Genomic DNA, 22098 nt, shown 5'->3' with positions numbered 1-22098 from the left:
AAATAAGATGATTAAGGGAGGGATTTTATAAATGGCTTTTGATCCAAATCTATTTACGGTAGATGTTAGTCCTGATCCAACGAATATTGTGCTTGGCAATACGGGAGAAGTTACAATCACAGCTTCCAACAGTAATCCTGGCGATTGGGGGTATAACTTAACCTATGTCATGACCATTCCAGATGGTGTATCTTTTGTCAGCGCAGATGTTCCACCAACGTCACAAACACTAAATGTCGATGACACCATTACGTTAACATGGTTAGATATAAAAGATCTTGCACCTAATGAAATAGGATATACATTTAATGTTACATTAATGGCCGATGAGGATTTTCGAAGTACCGGAACAGAAGTACCTTTTAATATACCATTAACCCCAGTATCCGTTAGTGGAACTGTAGACACTTTGCCAAGAGGTAATAGTGAACCTGGCAATATTAAATACACTAAAAGTGATTCAACCAGTGTGATACCACTACAATATGCTGTACGTAAATCAGTTCCTGGTAAAATGCCTAAAGGTGCAAGTACACCTCCACCAGCTGATTGGCCCTATACACATGAAATTACCATAGAAAATAATACAAGGCAGACATCGGATGTGAATATTAGTGATGTCATGGATAATGGATTACGATATATAGGACCGATAGGTGCAGTTGGTCCAGATTCTGCACAATTGCTAGCTCCAACGATTGTTGTACCGACTGCTGGTGGTCAAGATTTTGTTTCCATTACATGGAATGCTATTGCCTTGAGTATGGGTTCAACCAATACAATAACATATGATGTGGCTATATGGGATAACTTTACAGTTGGTGGGATAGAGAATAGCGGAAGTAGGATACCACATTTAACACCTTTAGACAATGATGTTACCATGACGGGTTTGCCAGGACCTGTTGTAATGACAACAGGCACGACTTTAGCAATGGATCTTACAATAGATAAAAGTCAAGCACCTACAACATTAGATGTTGGTACTGTTATTACGTATACTTTAACTTATCGTGTTAATCAATATGATGACGTGAACAGCGTTGTTATAACAGATGTTATTGGTGATGGTCAAACTTATCAGAGTGCAAGTGTGCCACCTGATGCCCCACCAGTTAAAAACCCTGTAACAGGACTAACAACGGTGACATGGAGTTTGGGTACATTGATTACATCAACAACTGGTGTTATTACATTTACAACAGTTGTAGATAATAATTATACCGCTCCACCTGGTGGGCCTGTTTTAGCAGGTGATACATTAAGTAATACGGTTGATATCAATGGTTTTAATGCTAATTCTTTTACCCCAACACCTGATAGCTCAGGTAGTTCAGGGATGATATTGTTACCATCTATTATGAAACAGCTGGTGCAAGTATATTATAGAGATGGTACACCAAAACCTGCAGGCATAACAGCAGTTGCCCCTGGGGATCTAGTTGAGTTTCAAGTTAATTATCTCTATTTTGATGATGCAACACAAAAAGAGATCTTGGTGAGTGACTTTTTACCATTAACATTAGATGCAGCTAGTATTTCAAATCTTGTCTATAACCCTTTTTTGCCCATTTTAGGACCAACGCCAACTGGTAATAATGGGGTTGAGTGGTTGCTTGATAATTTTATCATAGGTACAGCCAATTGGACGGTTAACTTTCAAGTATCCATGTTTGATGTGGATTTTGAGGGTACAGATGTTAATCTAGTGAAACTAAGTGGATTAGATACAGAAGGAATAGCATATAGTGATAGAGATCAAATAGATGTTAATTTTGGTCAACCTGACATGGTATTAACGAAAAATGTGGCTGGTCCAACACCCAATGCCGTCGTACCAGGACAGGTGTATACGTATACCATTGTTATCAGTAACCCACAGAATATGGATGGAACAGTTGTGGATGCATTTGATGTGGATTTTTCAGATGTCATACCAAATTTATTAACGTATGTAGGGGGAAGTTTAACAGCAGTAGCCTCTTCAGGGACACCTGTTTTTAATGCACCTGTTTTTACAAGCCCAGATCAAATAGATATGATGATTTTACGATTAAAGCCTGATGACGCTATAGAACTCACATACCAAGTAATTGTAGATGCAGGCATAGGGCCTGGTATTTCCTTAACAAATGACGCCAATACCACGTCACCTTATTCTCAACAATTTGACCCTAATCTTAGTAATTATCAATACCCTGGGTTAGAGCGTTCTGCTAGTCAAACATTAACAACTGCCAGTGCGCCAATCACTAAAACAGTAGATATAAATGATAGAGTTGTTGGTGACCCAGTACGGTATACCCTTACTTGGACTGTTCCTCAAGGTTTAACAGCATATAATGTTGTCATCAGTGATGTACTGCCAATTGGTCAAACATACGATAATGACGCCATGCCAGTAGACCCGTCTTCAGTGGTTGGGCAAATCATTACATGGCCTACTATCCCAATAGTTGATGCAACATTGGCACCTGTGACTTTGGTATATTCATTCAGAGCACTCATTGATAGTTCTGCACCTACACCTCCTACCTATACGGAAACACAAACCAATACAGGTAGGGTTAATTGGGATTCTGAACCCAGCGGGCTACCAATGGAAGAGACGGGAACAGTTGATGTATTTGTAAGAAATCCTAACATAGCACCTGTAAAAGGAGAAAGAAATGTATCCCGGGGTCAAGCAGATTATGTTGTATCCACAGAAGCCATTGCAGGCGAAATTATTGAATACAGGATCACCATTACAAATGATGGTTCAGCTGATGCCTATAACATCATTGTTATTGACCAACCCGGTGGTATCACTGCAGGATTAAGTTATGTGCCATTAAGTATCATTGCTCCGGCGGGTACGGTTGCAAGTTATGTGGTATCTGAAAACTATATTTTTTGGAATGTGCCTTTTCTTGGTATTGGTGATAGTTTAGAGCTTATATTTAGAGTCAGGGTTACCAATAATGTTATACCCGGTGAAACATTAACCAATGAAGCTCAAGTGGAATCCTTTACAAATATTAACATGGTATTCATATACCCTTCTGTGGATTCAAATAGTGTTAGCGTATTTATAGAACCTGGCGTAAGAGGAATTAGACTTGAAAATTTAAATGATTTTATCATATATTAAACGTTGAATTAAGCTTCCACATTAATAGAGATTTATTCATTTCACATCATAACAGAGTTGTCTCAAGCATGTTATAGGTAATAATATTTTTCCTATTTGGCTTAACATATGATTATTTTTTACATCATCATTAGTGGTTTGAATTCATGAGACAGCTCTACTTTTTTAAATTGTACTATTTTTATTGCATTTAATAGTTGGGAGGAAGTAAATGCAGGATACATATAACAATAGTGAATATAAGAAGTGGACGATATTTATATACATAGCAGGTAACAACGACCTAGAGCCCTATGTTTATCATCAATTTTCATTATTGAACGAAATCGTTACAAATAATCAAGTCCATATCTTAATACAAATATCGAGAGCTCCGAGAGAAGCAAAAGAGCTAGATGGGACACAGTCATGGTGTGGAACACGTAGATATGTGTTACATAATGATGGTGTTATTATGGTTGAAAACTTAGGACAGGTCAGCATGGCGAAACCATCAACCCTAGTGGATTTCTTAATATGGGGAAGTCAACATGCACCTTCTAAAAAAAAGATGTTAATCATGTCAGGTCATAGCGCTGGATTTGTAGGACTTATGAAGGAATCTACAAGAAAAGGAAATGTACTTATGGGTATCCACGGATTTGCTAAAGCTTTACATCTGTTTAGACAAAGTAGTAATAGCAGTATAGACCTTTTAGTTATGGATACATGTTTTATGGATGCTGTAGAAATATGGTATGGGATATGCATGGATGCCTTAGGAACGGTTAAATATGCATTAATTTCACATGACAACACCCCTCTAGGCGGTATAGCATATCCTTCTATTATTAATCAACTGTTCCTTAGTAGTACCTTCGATTGTTCTTCAAGTGATACCTATAATGGGATAATTGAAGCGTTACATAAATCTCACCAAGAAAGGTCTTTATTTTGTATTCAGCTTCACCAAGAAAGTTTCGTAAAACTAAAACATCTGATTCATCTTTTTTCTTGCGTTATTTTACAACATGGTCAAGACAATATAGATAAGATTTTCTATAATAGTCATTACAAACAAAAGATTGATTTTATCAGCTTAAGCTACTTAATTAATAGCATTGAAGACCTTGATTTACCAATCAAGGATATATGCGTGGATATTATAGAGACTTTAAATAGAATAGTTGTGTATACCTCACACGAAGCAAACAATAGGCCGTATCGAGGATTAAAAATATATCTACCCCATAACTTGAATGTTTATTTAAAGTATAAAAATATCTATGATAAGCTATCTTTTAATGAACACAATGACTGGAAAAATGTATTGCATAGAATACATGTAAAGTGATGTTTAGTTAATTTAGAAAAATAACCTTTAAGACAATTGAAAAGTTTATTGGCATAAGCCAATAATATCGTTTAAAAATTCATAATATGTTCATACTAATGATAGAATATATTATAAGAAGAATTAGGCGGTGTAAGCATGAACAGTAATAAAAAGGTTATTATAACTGAAGTTATTGCTATTGTGGCAGTTTTACTGTTGGGGACGTTATTTCATAATCTTTATGAATGGACTGAGAATGATTTTTTAGCAATCATTAGTCCAGTTAATGAAAGCAAATGGGAGCATATCAAGATTATGTTTTACCCCTATTTACTTATTGGTGCTATTGAGTATTTGATTATTGGAAAAGATACCCGTAATTTTGTATTTGGTAAGACATTAGGGGTTATAACACTCATTATCGCTACATTTGGAATAATCCAGCTAGCAGAATTATTTACAGACGAACCTTCAACCCTCTTTCACATCATTGCATATGCAATTGGTATTATCATAGCACAATATGTCAGTTATAAGGTTATTACAGATAAAGAATATAATGGTTGTACCAGGTGGATTAGTTACGTCATCATTATTATCATGATCGGTATAATTACTTATTTCACCTATCGACCATTAAAAATTGATTTTTTTATGGATCAGGAAACAATGACTTATGGCATACCAGAGAAGGAATAGATGGGCTATCGTATGATAGCTCTTTTTTATGTATAGGTCTAAAAGTTCCAGATATGGTATTGTAAACCATAAAGTTTTCAAGTATACTTAGAACAAACGTTCCTAATGTTTAATAGAATAACGTTTAACAGAATTATTATAATGGTGGATTAGAAAGTAGGTGTTTTATTGATAGCATATATAAAAGGCACTTTGGCTTATGTGAGTGATGACCTTGTCATTGTTGATGTGGGAGGTATTGGATATGAGATTCGGACACCTCTTACAGTGATGGCACAGTTGCCGCAAGTAGGGGTTGAGGTTGTTTTACATACATATTATTACGTCCGTGAAGATGCCATATTACTTTATGGTTTCATAGCGAAAGATGATTTAGAAGTGTTCAAAAAATTAATTAAAGTCAGCGGTATTGGTCCAAAAGGTGCGCTGGGCATATTATCAACCATTACACCTGATGAACTGCGTTTTGCTATTATTGCAGACGATGTAAAAACCATATCAAAAGCTCCTGGCATTGGTAAGAAGACGGCACAAAAGCTCATATTGGAATTGAAAGATAAATTGAAATTGAAGGATTTTGAAGATTTGGTTCAAACAGAAGTTGATGAGCATGATATGGCCTTATTACCTGTTGATCAGAAGGGTGACGCCATAGCGGCTTTGGTAGCTCTTGGTTATTCAAGTTCGGAAGCTATTAAAGCAATACGAGGCATGAAAATTACAGAAACAACTTCTGTGGAGGATATTATAAAGAGCGCATTAAAACGATTAGTAAGATTCTAACATCTGGACAGTTGGAGAATCGTTGATGAAGGAGTTATACCATGGATAAAAGAATGATTACGACGGATATAATGGATGAGGATCTAAAAATAGAACAGAACCTGCGCCCTAAAATGCTGACCGATTACATTGGGCAATCTAAGGCTAAGGAAAACATGAAAGTTTTCATTGAAGCGGCTAAGATAAGAAAAGAACCTCTTGATCACGTCTTATTATATGGTCCACCAGGTCTTGGGAAGACCACACTTTCGAATATCATAGCCCATGAGATGGGTGTTAACATGAAGATCACGTCAGGTCCTGCTATTGAGAGGCCTGGGGATATGGCAGCTATTTTAAATAATCTGCAAGAAGGTGATATTCTATTTATTGATGAGATTCATCGTCTTAATCGACAAGTAGAAGAAGTCATGTATCCTGCTATGGAGGATTTTGTGATCGATATCGTCATTGGAAAAGGACCAGCTGCAAGATCCATACGCCTTGATTTACCCAAGTTTACCTTAGTAGGTGCCACAACACGTATAGGATTATTAACATCGCCACTTAGGGATCGATTTGGTGTCATTAACAAGTTAGAATTCTATACATTAGAAGAGCTGACCCATATTGTAAAGCGATCTGCTGATGTGCTAAACATTGGTATCGAGGAAGATGGTGCTGTAGAGATAGCTAGACGCTCAAGGGGAACCCCTCGTCTTGCCAACCGCCTTCTTAAACGTGTAAGGGATTTTGCTCAAGTCAAATACAGCGGTGATATTACCATAGAAGTAGCTGATTATGCCCTTGACCTGTTGGATGTAGATAAGAGGGGGCTTGATAAAAGTGATCGTAAACTTCTTTTAACCATGATTGAAAAGTTCAGTGGTGGTCCAGTAGGGTTAGATACTCTTGCGGCAACCATTAGTGAAGATTCTGGTACTGTAGAGGAGGTTTATGAACCATTTCTCATGCAATTGGGTTATATTAACCGTACGCCCCGTGGTCGGGTTGTAACGGATTTATGTTATAAACATTTTGGCATCAACACAGAGCAGTAAGGAATTGACAAATATTTCCAATTGTATTACAATAGAATTAGATCATTTCTAAACACTCTATCATCTATAAGATTGTTAGAAATAAGTACATATAGATATCATTTCTTACCAGGGACAAGCCTATGGTTATTACTTACATGGATTATGCGCATCTTACATACCATTGTCCCATATAAGAGAAATGGGTAAGGGGGAACACCATGGATAAAGAGTTACAAATGTTGAGTCATATTAGTCAGAATGAGCGCGTGACACAGCGACAACTAGCGAAAACATCCGGGTTATCATTAGGTTCCATAAATGCGTTATTACAGAGTATGACGAATAAAGGGTATATACAGGTACAGACGGTTAATGCGAGAACCTTACGTTATGTATTAACGCCCTTAGGTAAAGAAGTAAAAGCACAAAAGACCTACGAAGAAGTGGTTATAAGTTTTCAGATGATTAGTAAAGTACGTTCAATGACAAAGCAAATTGTTTATGAGCAAATAGAGAAGGGTTACAATCGATTTTACTTATACGGAGAGCATGATGAGGTGTATAAGCTTGTTAAGATGAGTTTGATTGAAGCAAAGCGTCTTCATCAAGTGACATATGCTGAAATTGATTCTGTGGATGATATGAACGATGCAGATGGGATTATTATCACTTGGCATAACAAAGATGAACTGGTTAGTTTGCCTTATCTTGTTTTTAATGTATTGAGTGATGTGGTTTAAGTCAAGAAAATAGTATAGGATATGATAAGTATCTAACCTTAGAGAAACAGTAATTCTTAATTGTCAATTATTGTTTCTTTGTGTTATAATAGGATTAATTCTAAATACTGGTAGAAATTGCGGTTAATGTCATGTCTTAACATTGTTAACGTTTCCTACATAAAGTTGTAAAATAAGGGTGAAGGGGGGATTGTAAGTCATGATAGTAAAGAATGATACGAAGGTGATCATTGGTGGTAGTGTATACACATTAAGCGGTGTTGAAAGTGAAGAATATATTCAACGCGTTGCCCTCTATATTAATAATAAGCTGGATGAGCTAAAATCATCGGAGAATGGACAATTACTGAATTCCAGAATGATGAATATTTTATTAGCCATTAATATTGCAGATGACTATTTTAAAGCAAAAGAAGGCACGGATCAAATGGATCAAGCTTTTGAGTTGAAAGAAGAGCATCTCCAAGAAAAAGAACGTGAAATCATTGAATTACAAGAAAACATCCACTATCTTGAGAAAGAGAAGAATGAATTAGTGACGAAGCTAGAGGATTTGCAAAAAATAGCGGATAGTTATAAGGCAGAATTAGATGAATATATTGAAACGTTTGATTTAGAGAAAGAGTAGTAATATAATAGATATTACTACTTTGTTTTTTATATGTTGTTAGGTAGGGGTCAGAACGGTCAAGAACGGATTGGTTCATGTATTGTTGGCTAGGGGTTTTGGAAATAAATACAGGTTAAGCTTTTCATGCACCTAAACGTCCGTGTTTAGAGTGCATGCGCTCACCGTCCGTGGTTCGCTTGACGCTTAACCTGTATTCATTTCCTTTGATAGTGACGTTTGCATGAACCAATTCGTTCTTTCGGAGGTGGCATTCTTTAGTATCTGTATAGAGGAAGTGTAATTGAGAAAAGCAAAAGAATAAAAATAAGAATAGATAAAAGCTGAGTTATGCTTAGATTTAAATAGAAAGGTGTAGCAACATGAAGAAAAAACCAGAGATTTTAGCTCCTGCAGGTTCTTTTGATAGCTTGGTTGCAGCTGTTAATGGGGGTTGTGATGCTGTATATGTTGGAGGCAAGGCGTTTAGTGCGAGAGCTTATGCTTCAAATTTTGATAGGGATGAGTTGTTTGATGCGATAGATTATTGTCACCTTAGAGGTGTAAAAATATATTTAACGGTTAATACTGTATTTAAGGAGAAAGAGATAGAACCATTGATGGCTTATGTACATGAGATGTATCAAGGTGGCATAGATGCTGTTATTTTGCAGGATTTTGGTGCAGCTATGCATATTAAGAAGCATTTTAAGGGTTTGGATTGCCATGCCAGTACCCAGATGACCATACATCAATTAAGAGGTGTGAATTTTCTTAAGCAACAAGGTTTTAGTCGTGTGGTACTGAATCGAGAAGCTACCATGGAAGAGGTTCGCTATATATGCCAGAGGACAGATATGGAGATTGAATGTTTTGTACATGGTGCTCTATGCTATGCCTATTCAGGTCAATGTCTTATGAGTAGTATTCTCGGTGGGCGTAGTGGTAACCGGGGACGATGTGCTGGGACATGTCGTTTGCCTTATAGTCTTTTGGAAGATGGTCAGAAGATTACCCACAATCAAGGTGATTATTTGCTAAGTCCAAAAGATATAGCTACCCTTGATTTAATCCCTGAAATGATGGAGGCAGGCATTGACTCTTTTAAGATTGAGGGACGCATGAAGAGCCCAGAATATGTAGCTGCTGTTACATCTATGTATCGGAAGTACGTGGATATGTATGCGGCTAATAAGAAGAGATACAAAGTGGAAGACCAAGACCGTAAGATGCTTCTGGAGTTATATAATAGGGGTGGTTTTTCAAAAGGGTATTATGTGGATAAAAAGCATCAGATCATGTCCATGAAAAAGCCCAATCATCAAGGCGTTTATATTGGCAACGTGAAGGAAGTATCTGAAAAAGATAAGACGGTTAAGATTCTGGTTGATGAAGCTGTTTATAAAGGAGATATTGTTGAAATATGGACAGGTAAAGAACCTATTCCTCGCATGCATGTGACGCATAATACTACGAATGGTTATCTGACGGTTAAGACAAGTATCAAAGGCATTCGCCCTGGCCAACAAGTGTACCGCACGAGGAATCAACAAACCTATGATGCTATACGCCATAAGGTTATACGCGTACCTAGAAAACAGAAGGTATATTGTGAAGTGGAAATGGTAAAGGGTAAACCGCTTAAGTTAATGTTATCCTACCAAGATATCCATATAAGCCAAGAAGGTGCACACGTTCAACAGGCATTAAAGCAGTCTCTTACAGAAGAACGATTAAGGAAGCAATTACAAAAAACGGGAGAATATCCTTTTGTATTAGACATTGCACATATCCACATGGATCATGATGGTTTTCTACCCATAAGCGTCATTAATCAAGTGAGAAGAGATGCTCTTGAAGCATTAAGTCATCAGATAACAGCTGGTTTTAAGAGGGAAGCCGTAACGATCAATCCAGGTGTACCTTTATCAATTGACAAGAATAAACCATTACAACCGCAGGTATATACCCTTATAAGAGATTTGAAGCAGTATGAGGCAGTAAAAAAATATCCTATTGGTGGTATTTATCTGGAAAGTGAGTTTTTTGATATAAGCACCATCAAAGGGATGATGAATGAATGTCATGATAAAAATATGAAAGTCTATTTAGCCTTACCTAGAATTTTTGATCTTAAAGTAGAAGAGGAGTTTAAGACTTTTATTCTAGAACTATTGGCATTAGATGTAGATGGTTTTCTCATTCGGACCTATGGGGAATATGAACTATTAGAAAACAACCATCAAGACAAGATTATGGATTATAACATGAATATTTTTAATAGCTATACCATAAAAGCATGGAAAGACTTAGGTGCAACACGGGTCACATTATCGCCAGAGTTACATCATCGAGAGATACAGGAATTGCCTTCACAGTCATCAGAGTTACTCCTATATGGCTATCTACCGTTAATGGTGACGAAGCAGTGTGTGGTAAATAATACTACCCGAAATAGTAAGTTATGTTATAATAATAAAAAATATGAAATAAAAGATCGCTATGGTAAGACCTTTTATGTCGATAGAAGGTGTAATCAGTGCATGAATGTATTGTATAATTCCAGTCCGTTGATTTTACTTGATCAGATGGACAAGATATTGCACCAGAATATAAAACATCTAAGGATGGCATTTACCACAGAAACCCAAGACCATATCATGACATTACTAGGGGTAACCTTTGACATTCTTAATGGAAAGCAAATGGTAACGGATGAAATCTTAAATAAGTTAGGTATTAAGGCGTTCAACCGTGGACATTTTATGCGAGGTATTGAATAAGGTGGGAGTATATGTTAGATTTAATCATTAATATGTCGAGATTTATTTTCATAATTTTGGGGTTATACTTTACCTATTTATGCGTAAGGTTATATCAATTAGAAAGTTATAAAGAAAGTAAAGAAAGGCATCAAGAAGATAAAAAGGAACTTAAAAACAATAAAAAAACCGATAAACGACAGTCGGCAGCTCATCGTGCCTTTTATAAAGGTTATTTTTATAAGAATCAAAAGGTAACCATTTTGGCGACACACTTCTTAGGCTTTATGATTTTAGTGGGAGCATCTACGGATAATAAGTTGGATTTGTTGATTCTCTACGTACAAGAAGTATTATTTTTTATGATTGTTTGGTTCTTATTAAAGAAGCTATATGTTCATCATCACTATTTACTTTGGAATATTTCCCTCTTTTTAATGAGCATATCGTTTATTCTGCTGACAAGAATTGATTATAACATTGGATATCGGCAGTTTATTATGGCTGTACTTGGGTATGTTTTTGCTATTTTGGTACCCATATTTATTAAACGATTCACTTTCTTTGATAAATTGGGCTGGTTATATATAGGTATATCCATTACATTATTGGTGCTAGTTACTTTTATTGGTACGGAGAAATACGGTGCGACAAACTGGATTCTCATTGGTGATTCCAGTATTCAGCCATCGGAGATTATAAAAATACTTTTTATTTTCTTCTTAGCAGCCATTATGACTCAGTTAGATGATTTGTTAGGCGTGATTTTTACAGGTATATTTTCATTTATACTTATTGTGTTATTGGTCTATCAAAAAGACTTAGGTACTGCCTTAATCTTTTTTGTTATTTATGTAACACTTGTTTATATTTCGACTAACAAGAGCTTGTATTTCATTGGAGGTTTAACAGCGGGTAGCTTAGGTGCTTTTATAGCTTATAAATTTTATGCCCATGTACAATATCGTGTAGAAGCATGGTTGAATCCTTGGGCAGATATTGATAGAAGAGGGTATCAAATAGCTCAATCACTTTTTGCAATAGGTGCTGGTGGATGGTTTGGCTATGGATTAACAAAAGGCATGCCTAAAGTGATTCCAGCTGTACCAACAGATTTTATATTTGCAGCTGTTTGCGAAGAGTTTGGAAATGTGTTTTCCATATTATTAATTGTCATGATGGCATTATTTTTTATAGAAGGTATTCGTATTGCAAAAGAAACCGATTATAAATTTTATTTGTTAGTGGCCAGTGGTATCAGTTGTATTTTTGCATTTCAGACGTTTTTAATTATAGGGGGCGTCACCAAGTTTATACCCATTACTGGTGTCACATTACCATTCATGAGTTCTGGAGGCACATCTCTTGTCATGACCACCATCATGTTAGGTATTTTAGAAGGTATTCACATGCACAATCAAAAAGGTGAAAACTATGGAAAGAAAAAAGCAAAAAGAGCAGGATCTAAATAAGAAAACGATTAATAACGTGTCCTATATTTTTATAGGTTTATTTGCCTTATTAGTGGTGCACATTGTCATCTTTGTTGTGTTTGATAGTGCAAATATTGTTATTAACTCCTATAACCCTAGATTAGAACAAATAGAAGAAAATATTGTACGAGGCAAAATCATGGATAGAGATGGCAATGTTTTAGCAGAAACCGTCATAGATGGTACAACAGAGTATCGGGTCTATCCCTATGAGAATGTTTTTGCTCATATTGTAGGGTATTCAGAGAGAGGTAAAACAGGTCTTGAAGCTCTTGTCAATTATGATTTACTAAAATCCAATGTAAGTATTATTGATAAGACCATTCAAGCTGTGTCAAACCAAAAGAGTAGAGGTAATAATGTAGTAGCCACCTTAGATGCAGAGCTACAGAAGCTTGCCCATCAACTGTTGGGCAATAGAAAGGGTGCTATTGTGGCTATTGAACCATCAACAGGAAAAATTATATGCATGGTATCAAAGCCTGATTTCAACCCTAATGACATAGAAAGTATTTGGGATAAATTAGTGGAAGAGGAAAAGAAATCACCATTAAAATCCCCACTTGTTAATAGAGCAACTAATGGACTGTATCCACCTGGGTCCACCTTTAAAATTATAACATCTCTGGCATACATGCGTGAAAACCCATCTTGGGAAGATTATACTTATGATTGTAAAGGAAAAGATGTATTTGGAGAGTATACCCTTCATTGTCATTTTAACAAGGCTCATGATAAAGAGACGTTAGAAGATGCTGTTAAGTACTCCTGCAATACAGCTTTTGCAGATATGGCAATGGGAATGGATATTTCTAAGTATCGACATGTGGCAGAAGATTTATTGTTTAACAATCCATTACCTTATTCTTTGCCTTATAAAGAGAGTAGTTTTGTATTAAATACAGATTCCAGTGTTGAAGATATTGCAGAGACTTCCATTGGGCAAGGCAAGACCATCATAACCCCTTTTCATAATGCTTTAATTACTGCTGCAGTGGCCAATGGGGGCATATTAATGAAACCTTACTTAGTGGATCGTATAGAAAATGAAAAGGGCAAAACAGTATCCAAATATTTACCAGAGTTCTACAAAAAAATATTGGAAGTTGATGAAGCAAAAACCTTGACAGGTTTTATGAAAAAAGTAGTCAGTGAAGGAACAGGTAAAACATCTGCGGTAGAAGGCATAAAGGTGGCCGGTAAAACGGGTTCAGCAGAAAATACGACGGGTGTATCACATGCATGGTATGTGGGCTTTGCGCCAGCAGATAATCCTCAATTAGCTGTTTCAATCATTGTGGAAAGTTCTGGAACCAGTACAAAATATGCTGCACCAATAGCAAAAGCGCTTTTTGAAGCATATATAAAAGAATGAAATGAGTAGAAAATGACGTATATCTAGTAAAATGGCATTAAGATGCAAAGTTTCTGGGCTATTAAGGTTGAAAAAAGTAAGAAAAAATTGTATACTTTTTAAGACAAGACATTTAGTAAGAAAAATGTTGAGAATGATAAGAGGACAACACCCATAGCACTGTAAGTTGAATGTGTTAGATGTAAGATATAACCATTGACCTGTATTCAACTTATAAATCAAGTCAGTATATTGAATCCACAACATGCGTTTTTAACTTATAAACGATTCAATATATATAGGAGGCATTTTTATGATTGAAGCAGTAAGTTGTGGTGGGGTGGTAATCCATAAGGGTAAGATATTGTTACTTTATAAAAACTATAAAAATAGATACGAAGGTTGGGTATTACCCAAAGGTACTGTCGAAGATCAGGAAGAATATCATGATACGGCAATTAGGGAAGTACGTGAAGAAGCTGGAGTAAAGGCAAATATTATTAAATATGTTGGGAAAAGTCAATATTCCTTTATGGTCGCCAATGATACGGTAGTCAAAAACGTTCATTGGTATTTGATGAAGGCTTATAACTACTATAGTCGACCACAACGAGAAGAATATTTTACGGATTCAGGGTTTTACAAATATCACGAAGCTTATCATCTTCTGAAATTTGGAAATGAAAAACAAATCATTGAACAAGCGTATAATGATTATTTAGATTTAAAGAAATGCAATATGTGGGGTAATAGAAAGTATATGTAGATTGTAAGTGGCAATGTTAAATGAGACATTGCCATTTTTACGCATTAAAGGTAGGATGACAGAAGAATGGAGAAGACTTATGGAAATTATATTAGGGAGTATAATGGGCGTTTCATTTCTATTAATGCTTGTAGTAGGTAAAATACAAGCTAAACATCACAAGCAAGATACATGTTTTAGAGGTAGTACAACTGATATCATGTTAAATATAGTCATTTGTTTACTTCTACTGATTATAGGAGGATGTTTTTTTTATCCAATTACGGATACATGGTTAGATTTTATTTTATGTCTAAGTCTTGTTGGCTTATCATCTATTCTATTATACTTATACATAAGTTCAAATGTGGAACAAAAGTGGTATGACATCATTTTATTTCCTGTTATGGTGATGATATTTTTTGGTTTTAACAGAATTATAGAATATCTTGTATTAAAGAATATACCTAATTATATCATAGGTGGTCTTATAGGCTGTATGATAGCCAGTCGTTTTAAGAAAAGTAAATATAGAATATATAAATTTATCATAAGTATGATACTCATTGCAATATGCATCACATTATCACCCACCAATAGTAAATACAGTAAACCTTACCGTTATGCTAAGGATTATGTTCTTCAAAAGGGATTTAGTATAGATCAAGACTTATCAATAATGATATCTCGGAAAAGAGTTCGGTTCCATCCAATTAGAATTCATGTGACCATTTTTAATAAACATAATATTGAAATGAGTACATTAATAAAACTTGTATATTATGAAAATGAAATAACAGAAGAAACCGATAGTGAAGATTTACAGGTTATGGCAGAGTAGAGGGGGATATTATGCATGGATTAATCAATAGAAAGAATTGTAAAATAAGTATTTTTTATTTTAGTGGGACAGGAAATACAGCTTGGGCAGTTAACAAATTAGCGGAAAAACTACAACATTATTATGGGAACGTTCAATTAATATCATGTGAATCTGAATATGACATGATGACAGAAGTTGAAGACAGTGACATTATAGGCATAGCATTTCCAACACATTCCTCACTTGCTCCTAGATTATGCCAAGATTTTATTAAAGCATTGCCCAAATCTTCATGTAAACCATTAATTGCATTAACAACAGCAGGGTATATGGCGGGGGACGTATTGTGGCATAGCTTGAAATCATTGAAAGAAAAAGGTTATTTACCACAGGTATTTTGTAATATAACTATAGGTAATAATATGCACCTTCCTATTTTGTCTCCACTACGTGTGACCAGACCAAATAAGCTTACTAAAAGATTAAATAAAGCTGAGAAGAAAGTTGATAAAATGGTTCATACTATAACAGAGGGTGCTCTACTCATAGAAGGGATAAAGCCATTAGGACGATTACTAGGTGTCATACAAAGGTGTATTGCTAGACAATTTAAATCCATTGCATTTAAAGGATTTTCTTCAGATGGAAAATGTAATGGTTGTGGTTGGTGTGTCAAGCACTGTCCTGTTCATAATATCCAACCTGATACTAAAGGTGTAAAAATTCTTGATCAGTGTATGTTATGCATGCGGTGCTATAATTACTGTCCTAATCATGCTATTCAAATGACAAAAAGGACAAAAAATATTAAAAAATATAAGCGTTATAAAGGACCAGAAGGAAAATATATCAATGATCACATCTCCCATTGATTGACAAAGGGTTTTATCAAGAGATATAATGTAATTACCCTTAGAGAAGGGCATTTATACGCATTAGGGGACTTTAATATAAGGAACATGGTAGGCAGAGATAGCCATGTTCTGGTATGGGAGAGATGATATGATCGGTTTATATGAGGAACTCATTAAAATGAAAGATTCTGGGGAGCCAGCAATGATGGTAACGGTAGTAGAGATGACAGGCAATACACCTGTTGCTGTTGGTAAAAAGATGCTGGTTGGTGAAAGTGGAACAGCTTTTGGAACTGTTGGTGGTGGAGCCCTTGAACTGTTTGCTAAAAATAAGTGTACAGATTTAATCAAGGACCGTGTCAGCATGACAGAGAAGTATGTTCTAAGTGAAGGTAAAATTGTAGAGGGCGCAGAGTCTTTACCTATGGCATGTGGTGGAACGGTTAAGCTATTTTATGAATATATTGGGGTTCGTGGTCATATCTATATCTTTGGTGCTGGACATGTGGGGCAGGCATTAATTAAGGTGTTAAAAACCATGAATTTTTATGTGACGGTTATTGATGCTCGTGAAGACATGTTAGCACATGTATTAGAAGCTGATCGAAAAGTGCATATGTCTTATGCGGATTTTATTGACAAAGAAGGCTTAAGGGAGCAGAGTTACGTTGTGGTATGTACACCATCCCACAAGCATGATTACAATGTGGTAAATAAAGTTCTTGAATTAAATCTTACACCCAAATATATGGGGATGTTATGCTCAGAAGTCAAGTTACGTTCATTTATGAAAAAAACATTTGAACGCTTTGGAGACGATATTGATTTATCTTATTTTTATTCACCCATTGGGTTAGATACAGGGGGCGATTCACCAGCTGAAATAGCCATTTCCATAAGTTCTGAAATACTAGCAATAAGTTATCATAAAAAAGGTCACTGTCATATGCGAAAAGATGCTATTATCGACCAGAATAGAATGAAATAAAATAAAGATTGCATTTTATAGGGGTGTGATAAATATAATTATTTATGGCATCTTTATTTCTATCATCTTTAAGTCTTATAGCAAGGAATCTATTAACCTTAGCATGATGGAGGAGCACTTATGATACACATGGTGACAGGTAAGATTAATTCTGGTAAAACAACAAGAATGCTGAATATGTATCGTAACATTGGACGAGGGGATGGGTATGTTTCCATTAAACATATGAAAGATGATCAGGTTCATAGTTACGAATTGATGCGCTTAACAACGAAAGAGAAGCGCTTATTGGTTTTAAGGGAAGATTATTTATCTGATGATTGGGTAGAAGGATGCAAGATAGGTCCCTATAGCTTTTCCAAAAACGCCTTAGATGATGTTCATAACACAATGCTATCCTTGTTAGAACAGAAGATATCCCCCTTGTTTTTAGATGAAGTGGGTCAGCTGGAGTTACAAGGTAAAGCCTTTTATCGAACATTTAAGCAATTGGTGAAAAAAGCGGATGAGCTGTATGTGACAGTACGAGAAGATAACATACAAGACATTGTACAGACTTTTGAACTTCATATTAAGGGATATGACATCATCACATAAATAAGATATAAGAGGTGCTCTTGTAAAAAGGTGTGTAAAAAAAGATAACATATGAACGAAGTATAGTATAACGACAGATTAAGATGAATGTAAAAAATTAGGTGATGGGATGCAATTAATTAAAGCAATAGGTTTAAACATGAGGAAAAGATATATGATTTCTTTGGTAGGCGGTGGCGGTAAAACCACTACCATGTATCGGCTGGCAAGAGAACTTAAAGTCTTAGGCAAACGTGTTCTCGTAACAACCACAACGGCCATTTTCTATCCAACCGAAGACCAATATGATCATCTCTATGTGACAAGATCATTAAATGAACTGATGAGACAATCCCTTATAGGTGGGAAAGGCACTATTACCATTATGGGTAAATACAAAATGAAGGGTGGTAAATTGAAAGGTATTGAACCAGAGTGGGTAGACAGTATTGAACAATCCAGCAGCTTTGATATGATTTTAATAGAAGCTGATGGAGCTAAATGCAAACCAATGAAAGCACCATTATCGCATGAACCAGTGATTCCACCTAAATCCCATATGGTTATAGGGTGTATTGGGCTAGACAGCTATAAAAAAACAATCAATGAAAAGTGGGTACATCGTCCAAGTGTATTAGCCAAAGTGGTTGGTCAAGACATGGATACAGAGATTAATTATGATACTTACAGCAAGCTGATAGCAGCCCAAGATGGCTTGTTTAAAGGGTGTCCACAAAACAGTGAGAAGGTTGTCTTGTTTAATAAAATGGACTTGCACAATGAAAAGGAAATATTTCCACAATTCTATCGTGAACTGGTAGAAAATAATGGGGATATATCAAAGGTTTTAGTGGGCCATGTTCAAGAGGATAATCCTATAGTAAGTGTGGTGAATCGATCATGATACAAGTTATTATACTAGCAGCAGGGTCTTCTAAACGATTTGGTGAGAACAAATTAGGTAAACATCTTCAAGGTAAACCCATACTGCACCATGTGTTTGACGTGGCTCTTGAAGTTAGACAAATGAAACCTATTGTTGTGTATTATCATCAAGATGTATTACATGATGCTTATAATGAGCAAATGCTTTATGTATATAACCCCCATGCGCCTCAAGGAATGAGTACTTCCGTGAAATGTGGCTTATTACACGCACCCAAGGTGGATGCTTATATGTTTATGAATGGTGACCAACCATTGATTACGGTGAAACTTGTAGAAAAATTAATAGAAGCTTATAACCAGGGACGAGGCAGTATTATCGTACCTAAATATAAAGGAAAACGAGGTAATCCTACAATCTTTGATTATAAGTGGCGGGAAAAATTACTGCAAGTAACGGGTGATAAAGGCGGACGAGATTTTATTATAAATTATCCAAAAGAAGTGCATTACGTTGACATAGAAAATCAATATATGGGGATGGATATGGATACTCAGGAGGATTATAAGGTTTTAAAGGAGTTGAAAAGACATGAATGATCGCTTAGTCATTATTAGAGGCGGTGGAGATATAGCTAGTGGTACCATACATCGTCTTGTTCGCTGTGGCTATCGTGTAGTTGTATTAGAGACAGAACAACCAACGGTTATTCGGCGTACGGTGGCTTATGCTAATGCCATATTTGATGGTGACATGACCATTGAAGGTATCAAGGCAATGAAGGTAGACCATGTCTCCCAATGCCAGAAGGTATGGGATAAAGGACATGTACCTGTTCTAGTTGACCCAAAAGGGGAGAGTACCCAAGTTCTTAAACCCCTCGTCGTTGTAGATGCCATTTTGGCAAAAAAAAATCTGGGCACAACCATGAACATGGCACCCATTGTTATTGGATTAGGACCTGGATTTGAAGCTGGTCGCGATGTGCATGCTGTGGTGGAAACAAATCGAGGTCATTATCTGGGTCGCGTCATTCAGGAAGGTCCAGCTATGACCAATACAGGTATTCCAGGCAACATTGACGGGTATAGTTGGGAAAGAGTTATACGGGCACCTAAGGCCGGTATTGTATATACAGAAGCCCATATAGGCGATGTGGTGGAACAGGAACAGTGTATCGGACACATAGGTGATACACCTATTCTAGCGCCTTTAAAAGGCGTTATACGAGGTCTTATCCATGAGGGGATACGTGTTACAGAAGGGTTTAAAATTGGAGATGTGGACCCTCGAGGTACGTTAGACCATTGTTTTAGTATATCAGATAAGGCAAGAGCCATAGCAGGTGGCGTGCTTGAAGCGATACTCTATTTTGAAAAAGGTGATGGCAGCATGAATAAAAGGACAGAGGGATAAGTTCATTATCCCTTTGTCCTTTATCATTGTTGTGATTAAACTATATACCTTTTCTCATATCCTCAACAGCTTTATCCGTATATTTAATGTCACTGAATGCAACCTTACACCCTAGTCCTGCTGGACTTTGGGCTTCTAGACCGACAGATGCTTTATCCAAATTTTTGACATCAAACTGAAATAGGCGTACCATCCGCCATTCCAAAGCATCATGAGAAAAATACAAGCCAATGACTTTATCTTTTTTACTCAACTTCATCCATATAGATGGACTATCCACTTTTTCACCATTTGCATCATCACTTGCACCGTCTGTAACCACACTTACCACAGCTGGATGCCCTATGTCAGTACTCTCAAATGCGAACTTTATCCAAGCTTTTTCATCCACATAAAACATCATAGCACCTGCATCATAATAAGCTTTAAAGTCAGGTCTTACCTTGCATTCCAATGTAAAATCACCTTGAACGTCAAATGCATAGATTGGTGCATTATGAGCGAGATAATCCGATGCAGGAGCTACAAAAAAATCGGTTTTAGCATCGGATTCAATGATAATGGTTTCTTTTTCCTTGTTGAAATATTTTGGTTCATTAATCCACTTATTAAACATGAATATCCTCCTCCAGAATGCGTTCTTTATAACAACCATTTAATAATACCTTATTTATCATACTATATATGCTATAAAATGCCAATCAAAAGTTAGTCATAGATGTACATGAAATGAGGAACGTATCTGGCGGTATTCACCATTATTGATTGTGGAAGACTTCAAACATGGCTAGAATATTTTCAGGGGTCACATCAAATTCCAAAGCATGGGTAGGTGCACAGATGTAGCCCCCATCTTTGGACATAATTTTCATGATTCTGCGGGTTTCTTCCTTTACCTCATCAGGTGTAGCATGTGATAAAAGCTGCTGAGTAGAGATACCACCCCAGAAGGCAAGTTTATCACCGTAGGTAGTTTTTACTTTTTCTATATCATAAATCTCTGGTTGAAATGTTTGGTAACAGTCTAAACCAATTTCAATAAGATCGGGCATGATGCTTTCTATATCACCACATGAATGTTGGAGGATATAGAGGTCTTTTGTTTTAACACGGTCATACATCCGTTTCATACGGGGCTTAATAAATTCACGCCAATACTGGGGTCCCATAATAAGGCCCTTTTGTTGTCCCCAGTCATCACCGAAATAAAAACCATCTAAATCATATTCTAATGCAATGTCTATAACTTTTAAATTATAATCACAGATATCATCGTATAGTTGATGTAGCTTTTCTGGTTGAAGTACCATGGCCATTAACACTTCTTGCATGCCCATTAAACTCCATGAACGTTCAAACATGGAAAAACCAATACCAATAAAGGTAAAGCGATCATCTTTATTAGCCATTAATTCTTCAAATTCCCCTCGTAAGCGTTTTTCATTAATGGGTGGAAAAACATAGTCATAGTTATCCAGATCTTTAATCATGTAGTTTTCAACAACACCAATGTCTTTATCAGCGCCTGAACGATTCCAAATAACACCAAATTCATCTTGAAAATGTTCTTTTTTATCGGGTAATTCAGTTGGCCAGCCCCAATATTGTTTATAATTTAGATGTAAGTCATAATCATTGATAAACTCTTTTTTACCTGTAAAAGCAACCATGTTATCATAAGCTTGTTGGGTAAAGTCTGCATGAAATGGCACAATATCAGTCGCTTCATGATTAAGGGCTTTTATCACTCTTTCTCGTTTTGTCATCTTATATCCTCCTTTTGAAATGTACAACGATGTTATTTTTATATAACGTAAAACAATCGATTCTCTACATTAAATATAAAATAGCGTGACACAAAATAATAGAATAATTATTTCAAAATAGTACTATTGTTCATTT

The 22098-nt window shown here is 36.0% G+C and carries 20 protein-coding genes; 18 read left to right on the top strand and 2 right to left on the bottom strand.

Annotated features, from left to right (window positions below; translation table 11 throughout):
* Nucleotides 1–31 precede the first annotated feature (31 nt).
* From HZI73_RS14995 to yqeB, 18 genes are all read left to right on the top strand, one after another.
* Nucleotides 32–3133, top strand: coding sequence for a DUF11 domain-containing protein (locus HZI73_RS14995; RefSeq protein ID WP_212694191.1), 3102 nt, complete (start codon nt 32–34; stop codon nt 3131–3133).
* Between the two features lie 211 nt (nt 3134–3344).
* Nucleotides 3345–4466 (top strand): clostripain-related cysteine peptidase, encoded by a 1122-nt coding sequence (locus tag HZI73_RS14990; RefSeq protein WP_212694190.1) that lies wholly within the window; start codon nt 3345–3347, stop codon nt 4464–4466.
* Between the two features lie 138 nt (nt 4467–4604).
* Entirely contained in the window at nt 4605–5147 is a 543-nt protein-coding gene (locus HZI73_RS14985) for a DUF6512 family protein (protein ID WP_212694189.1), read from the top strand.
* 168 nt (nt 5148–5315) lie between these two features.
* Entirely contained in the window at nt 5316–5930 is a 615-nt protein-coding gene (ruvA, locus tag HZI73_RS14980) for a Holliday junction branch migration protein RuvA (protein ID WP_212694188.1), read from the top strand.
* A gap of 41 nt (nt 5931–5971) precedes the next feature.
* Nucleotides 5972–6970 carry a Holliday junction branch migration DNA helicase RuvB gene (ruvB, locus tag HZI73_RS14975; protein WP_212694187.1) on the top strand — a complete coding sequence of 333 codons (999 nt, stop codon included), beginning with the start codon at nt 5972–5974 and terminating at the stop codon, nt 6968–6970.
* A gap of 200 nt (nt 6971–7170) precedes the next feature.
* The gene (locus HZI73_RS14970) at nt 7171–7692 is read left to right on the top strand and encodes a winged helix-turn-helix transcriptional regulator (RefSeq protein ID WP_212694186.1); all 522 of its coding nucleotides are present in this window, start codon (nt 7171–7173) and stop codon (nt 7690–7692) included.
* A gap of 199 nt (nt 7693–7891) precedes the next feature.
* A complete protein-coding gene (locus tag HZI73_RS14965) occupies nt 7892–8320 on the top strand; it encodes a cell division protein ZapA (RefSeq protein WP_212694185.1) in 429 nt (142 codons plus the stop codon).
* A 362-nt stretch (nt 8321–8682) separates the two neighbouring features.
* Nucleotides 8683–11082 (top strand): DUF3656 domain-containing U32 family peptidase, encoded by a 2400-nt coding sequence (locus HZI73_RS14960; RefSeq protein WP_212694184.1) that lies wholly within the window; start codon nt 8683–8685, stop codon nt 11080–11082.
* Between the two features lie 11 nt (nt 11083–11093).
* Nucleotides 11094–12533 (top strand): FtsW/RodA/SpoVE family cell cycle protein, encoded by a 1440-nt coding sequence (locus HZI73_RS14955; protein WP_212694183.1) that lies wholly within the window; start codon nt 11094–11096, stop codon nt 12531–12533.
* Nucleotides 12496–13929 (top strand): peptidoglycan D,D-transpeptidase FtsI family protein, encoded by a 1434-nt coding sequence (locus HZI73_RS14950; RefSeq protein WP_212694182.1) that lies wholly within the window; start codon nt 12496–12498, stop codon nt 13927–13929. The genes HZI73_RS14955 and HZI73_RS14950 overlap by 38 nt, the downstream gene beginning before the upstream one ends.
* Before the next feature lie 292 nt (nt 13930–14221).
* Complete coding sequence (locus HZI73_RS14945; protein ID WP_212694181.1) at nt 14222–14674, top strand: NUDIX hydrolase; 453 nt, start codon at nt 14222–14224, stop codon at nt 14672–14674.
* Nucleotides 14675–14753: 79 nt separating this feature from the next.
* Nucleotides 14754–15494 (top strand): hypothetical protein, encoded by a 741-nt coding sequence (locus HZI73_RS14940; protein ID WP_212694180.1) that lies wholly within the window; start codon nt 14754–14756, stop codon nt 15492–15494.
* An 11-nt stretch (nt 15495–15505) separates the two neighbouring features.
* On the top strand, nt 15506–16348 hold the full coding sequence (locus tag HZI73_RS14935; RefSeq protein ID WP_212694179.1) for an EFR1 family ferrodoxin: 843 nt from the start codon (nt 15506–15508) through the stop codon (nt 16346–16348).
* A 130-nt stretch (nt 16349–16478) separates the two neighbouring features.
* Nucleotides 16479–17318: an XdhC family protein gene (locus HZI73_RS14930; protein WP_212694178.1), complete on the top strand. Its 840-nt coding sequence runs from the start codon at nt 16479–16481 to the stop codon at nt 17316–17318.
* 120 nt (nt 17319–17438) lie between these two features.
* A complete protein-coding gene (locus tag HZI73_RS14925; RefSeq protein WP_212694177.1) occupies nt 17439–17915 on the top strand; it encodes a nucleoside-triphosphatase in 477 nt (158 codons plus the stop codon).
* Between the two features lie 109 nt (nt 17916–18024).
* On the top strand, nt 18025–18798 hold the full coding sequence (yqeC, locus tag HZI73_RS14920) for a selenium cofactor biosynthesis protein YqeC (RefSeq protein WP_212694176.1): 774 nt from the start codon (nt 18025–18027) through the stop codon (nt 18796–18798).
* Nucleotides 18795–19379: a nucleotidyltransferase family protein gene (locus tag HZI73_RS14915; RefSeq protein WP_212694175.1), complete on the top strand. Its 585-nt coding sequence runs from the start codon at nt 18795–18797 to the stop codon at nt 19377–19379. Before yqeC ends, HZI73_RS14915 begins: the two co-directional genes overlap by 4 nt.
* Nucleotides 19372–20196: a selenium-dependent molybdenum cofactor biosynthesis protein YqeB gene (gene yqeB / locus HZI73_RS14910; protein WP_212694174.1), complete on the top strand. Its 825-nt coding sequence runs from the start codon at nt 19372–19374 to the stop codon at nt 20194–20196. The genes HZI73_RS14915 and yqeB overlap by 8 nt, the downstream gene beginning before the upstream one ends.
* A 40-nt stretch (nt 20197–20236) precedes the next feature.
* Here yqeB and HZI73_RS14905 read toward each other — a convergent pair whose 3' ends face one another.
* Entirely contained in the window at nt 20237–20812 is a 576-nt protein-coding gene (locus HZI73_RS14905; RefSeq protein WP_212694173.1) for a DUF1349 domain-containing protein, read from the bottom strand.
* Between the two features lie 142 nt (nt 20813–20954).
* Complete coding sequence (locus HZI73_RS14900; RefSeq protein ID WP_212694172.1) at nt 20955–21962, bottom strand: uroporphyrinogen decarboxylase family protein; 1008 nt, start codon at nt 21960–21962, stop codon at nt 20955–20957.
* Nucleotides 21963–22098 lie beyond the last annotated feature (136 nt).

The organism is Vallitalea pronyensis (genome assembly GCF_018141445.1).
Classification (GTDB): Bacteria; Bacillota; Clostridia; order Lachnospirales; family Vallitaleaceae; genus Vallitalea; species Vallitalea pronyensis.
The sequence above is the reverse complement of the archived record's forward strand: the minus strand, read 5'-3'. Positions and strand labels throughout refer to the sequence as shown.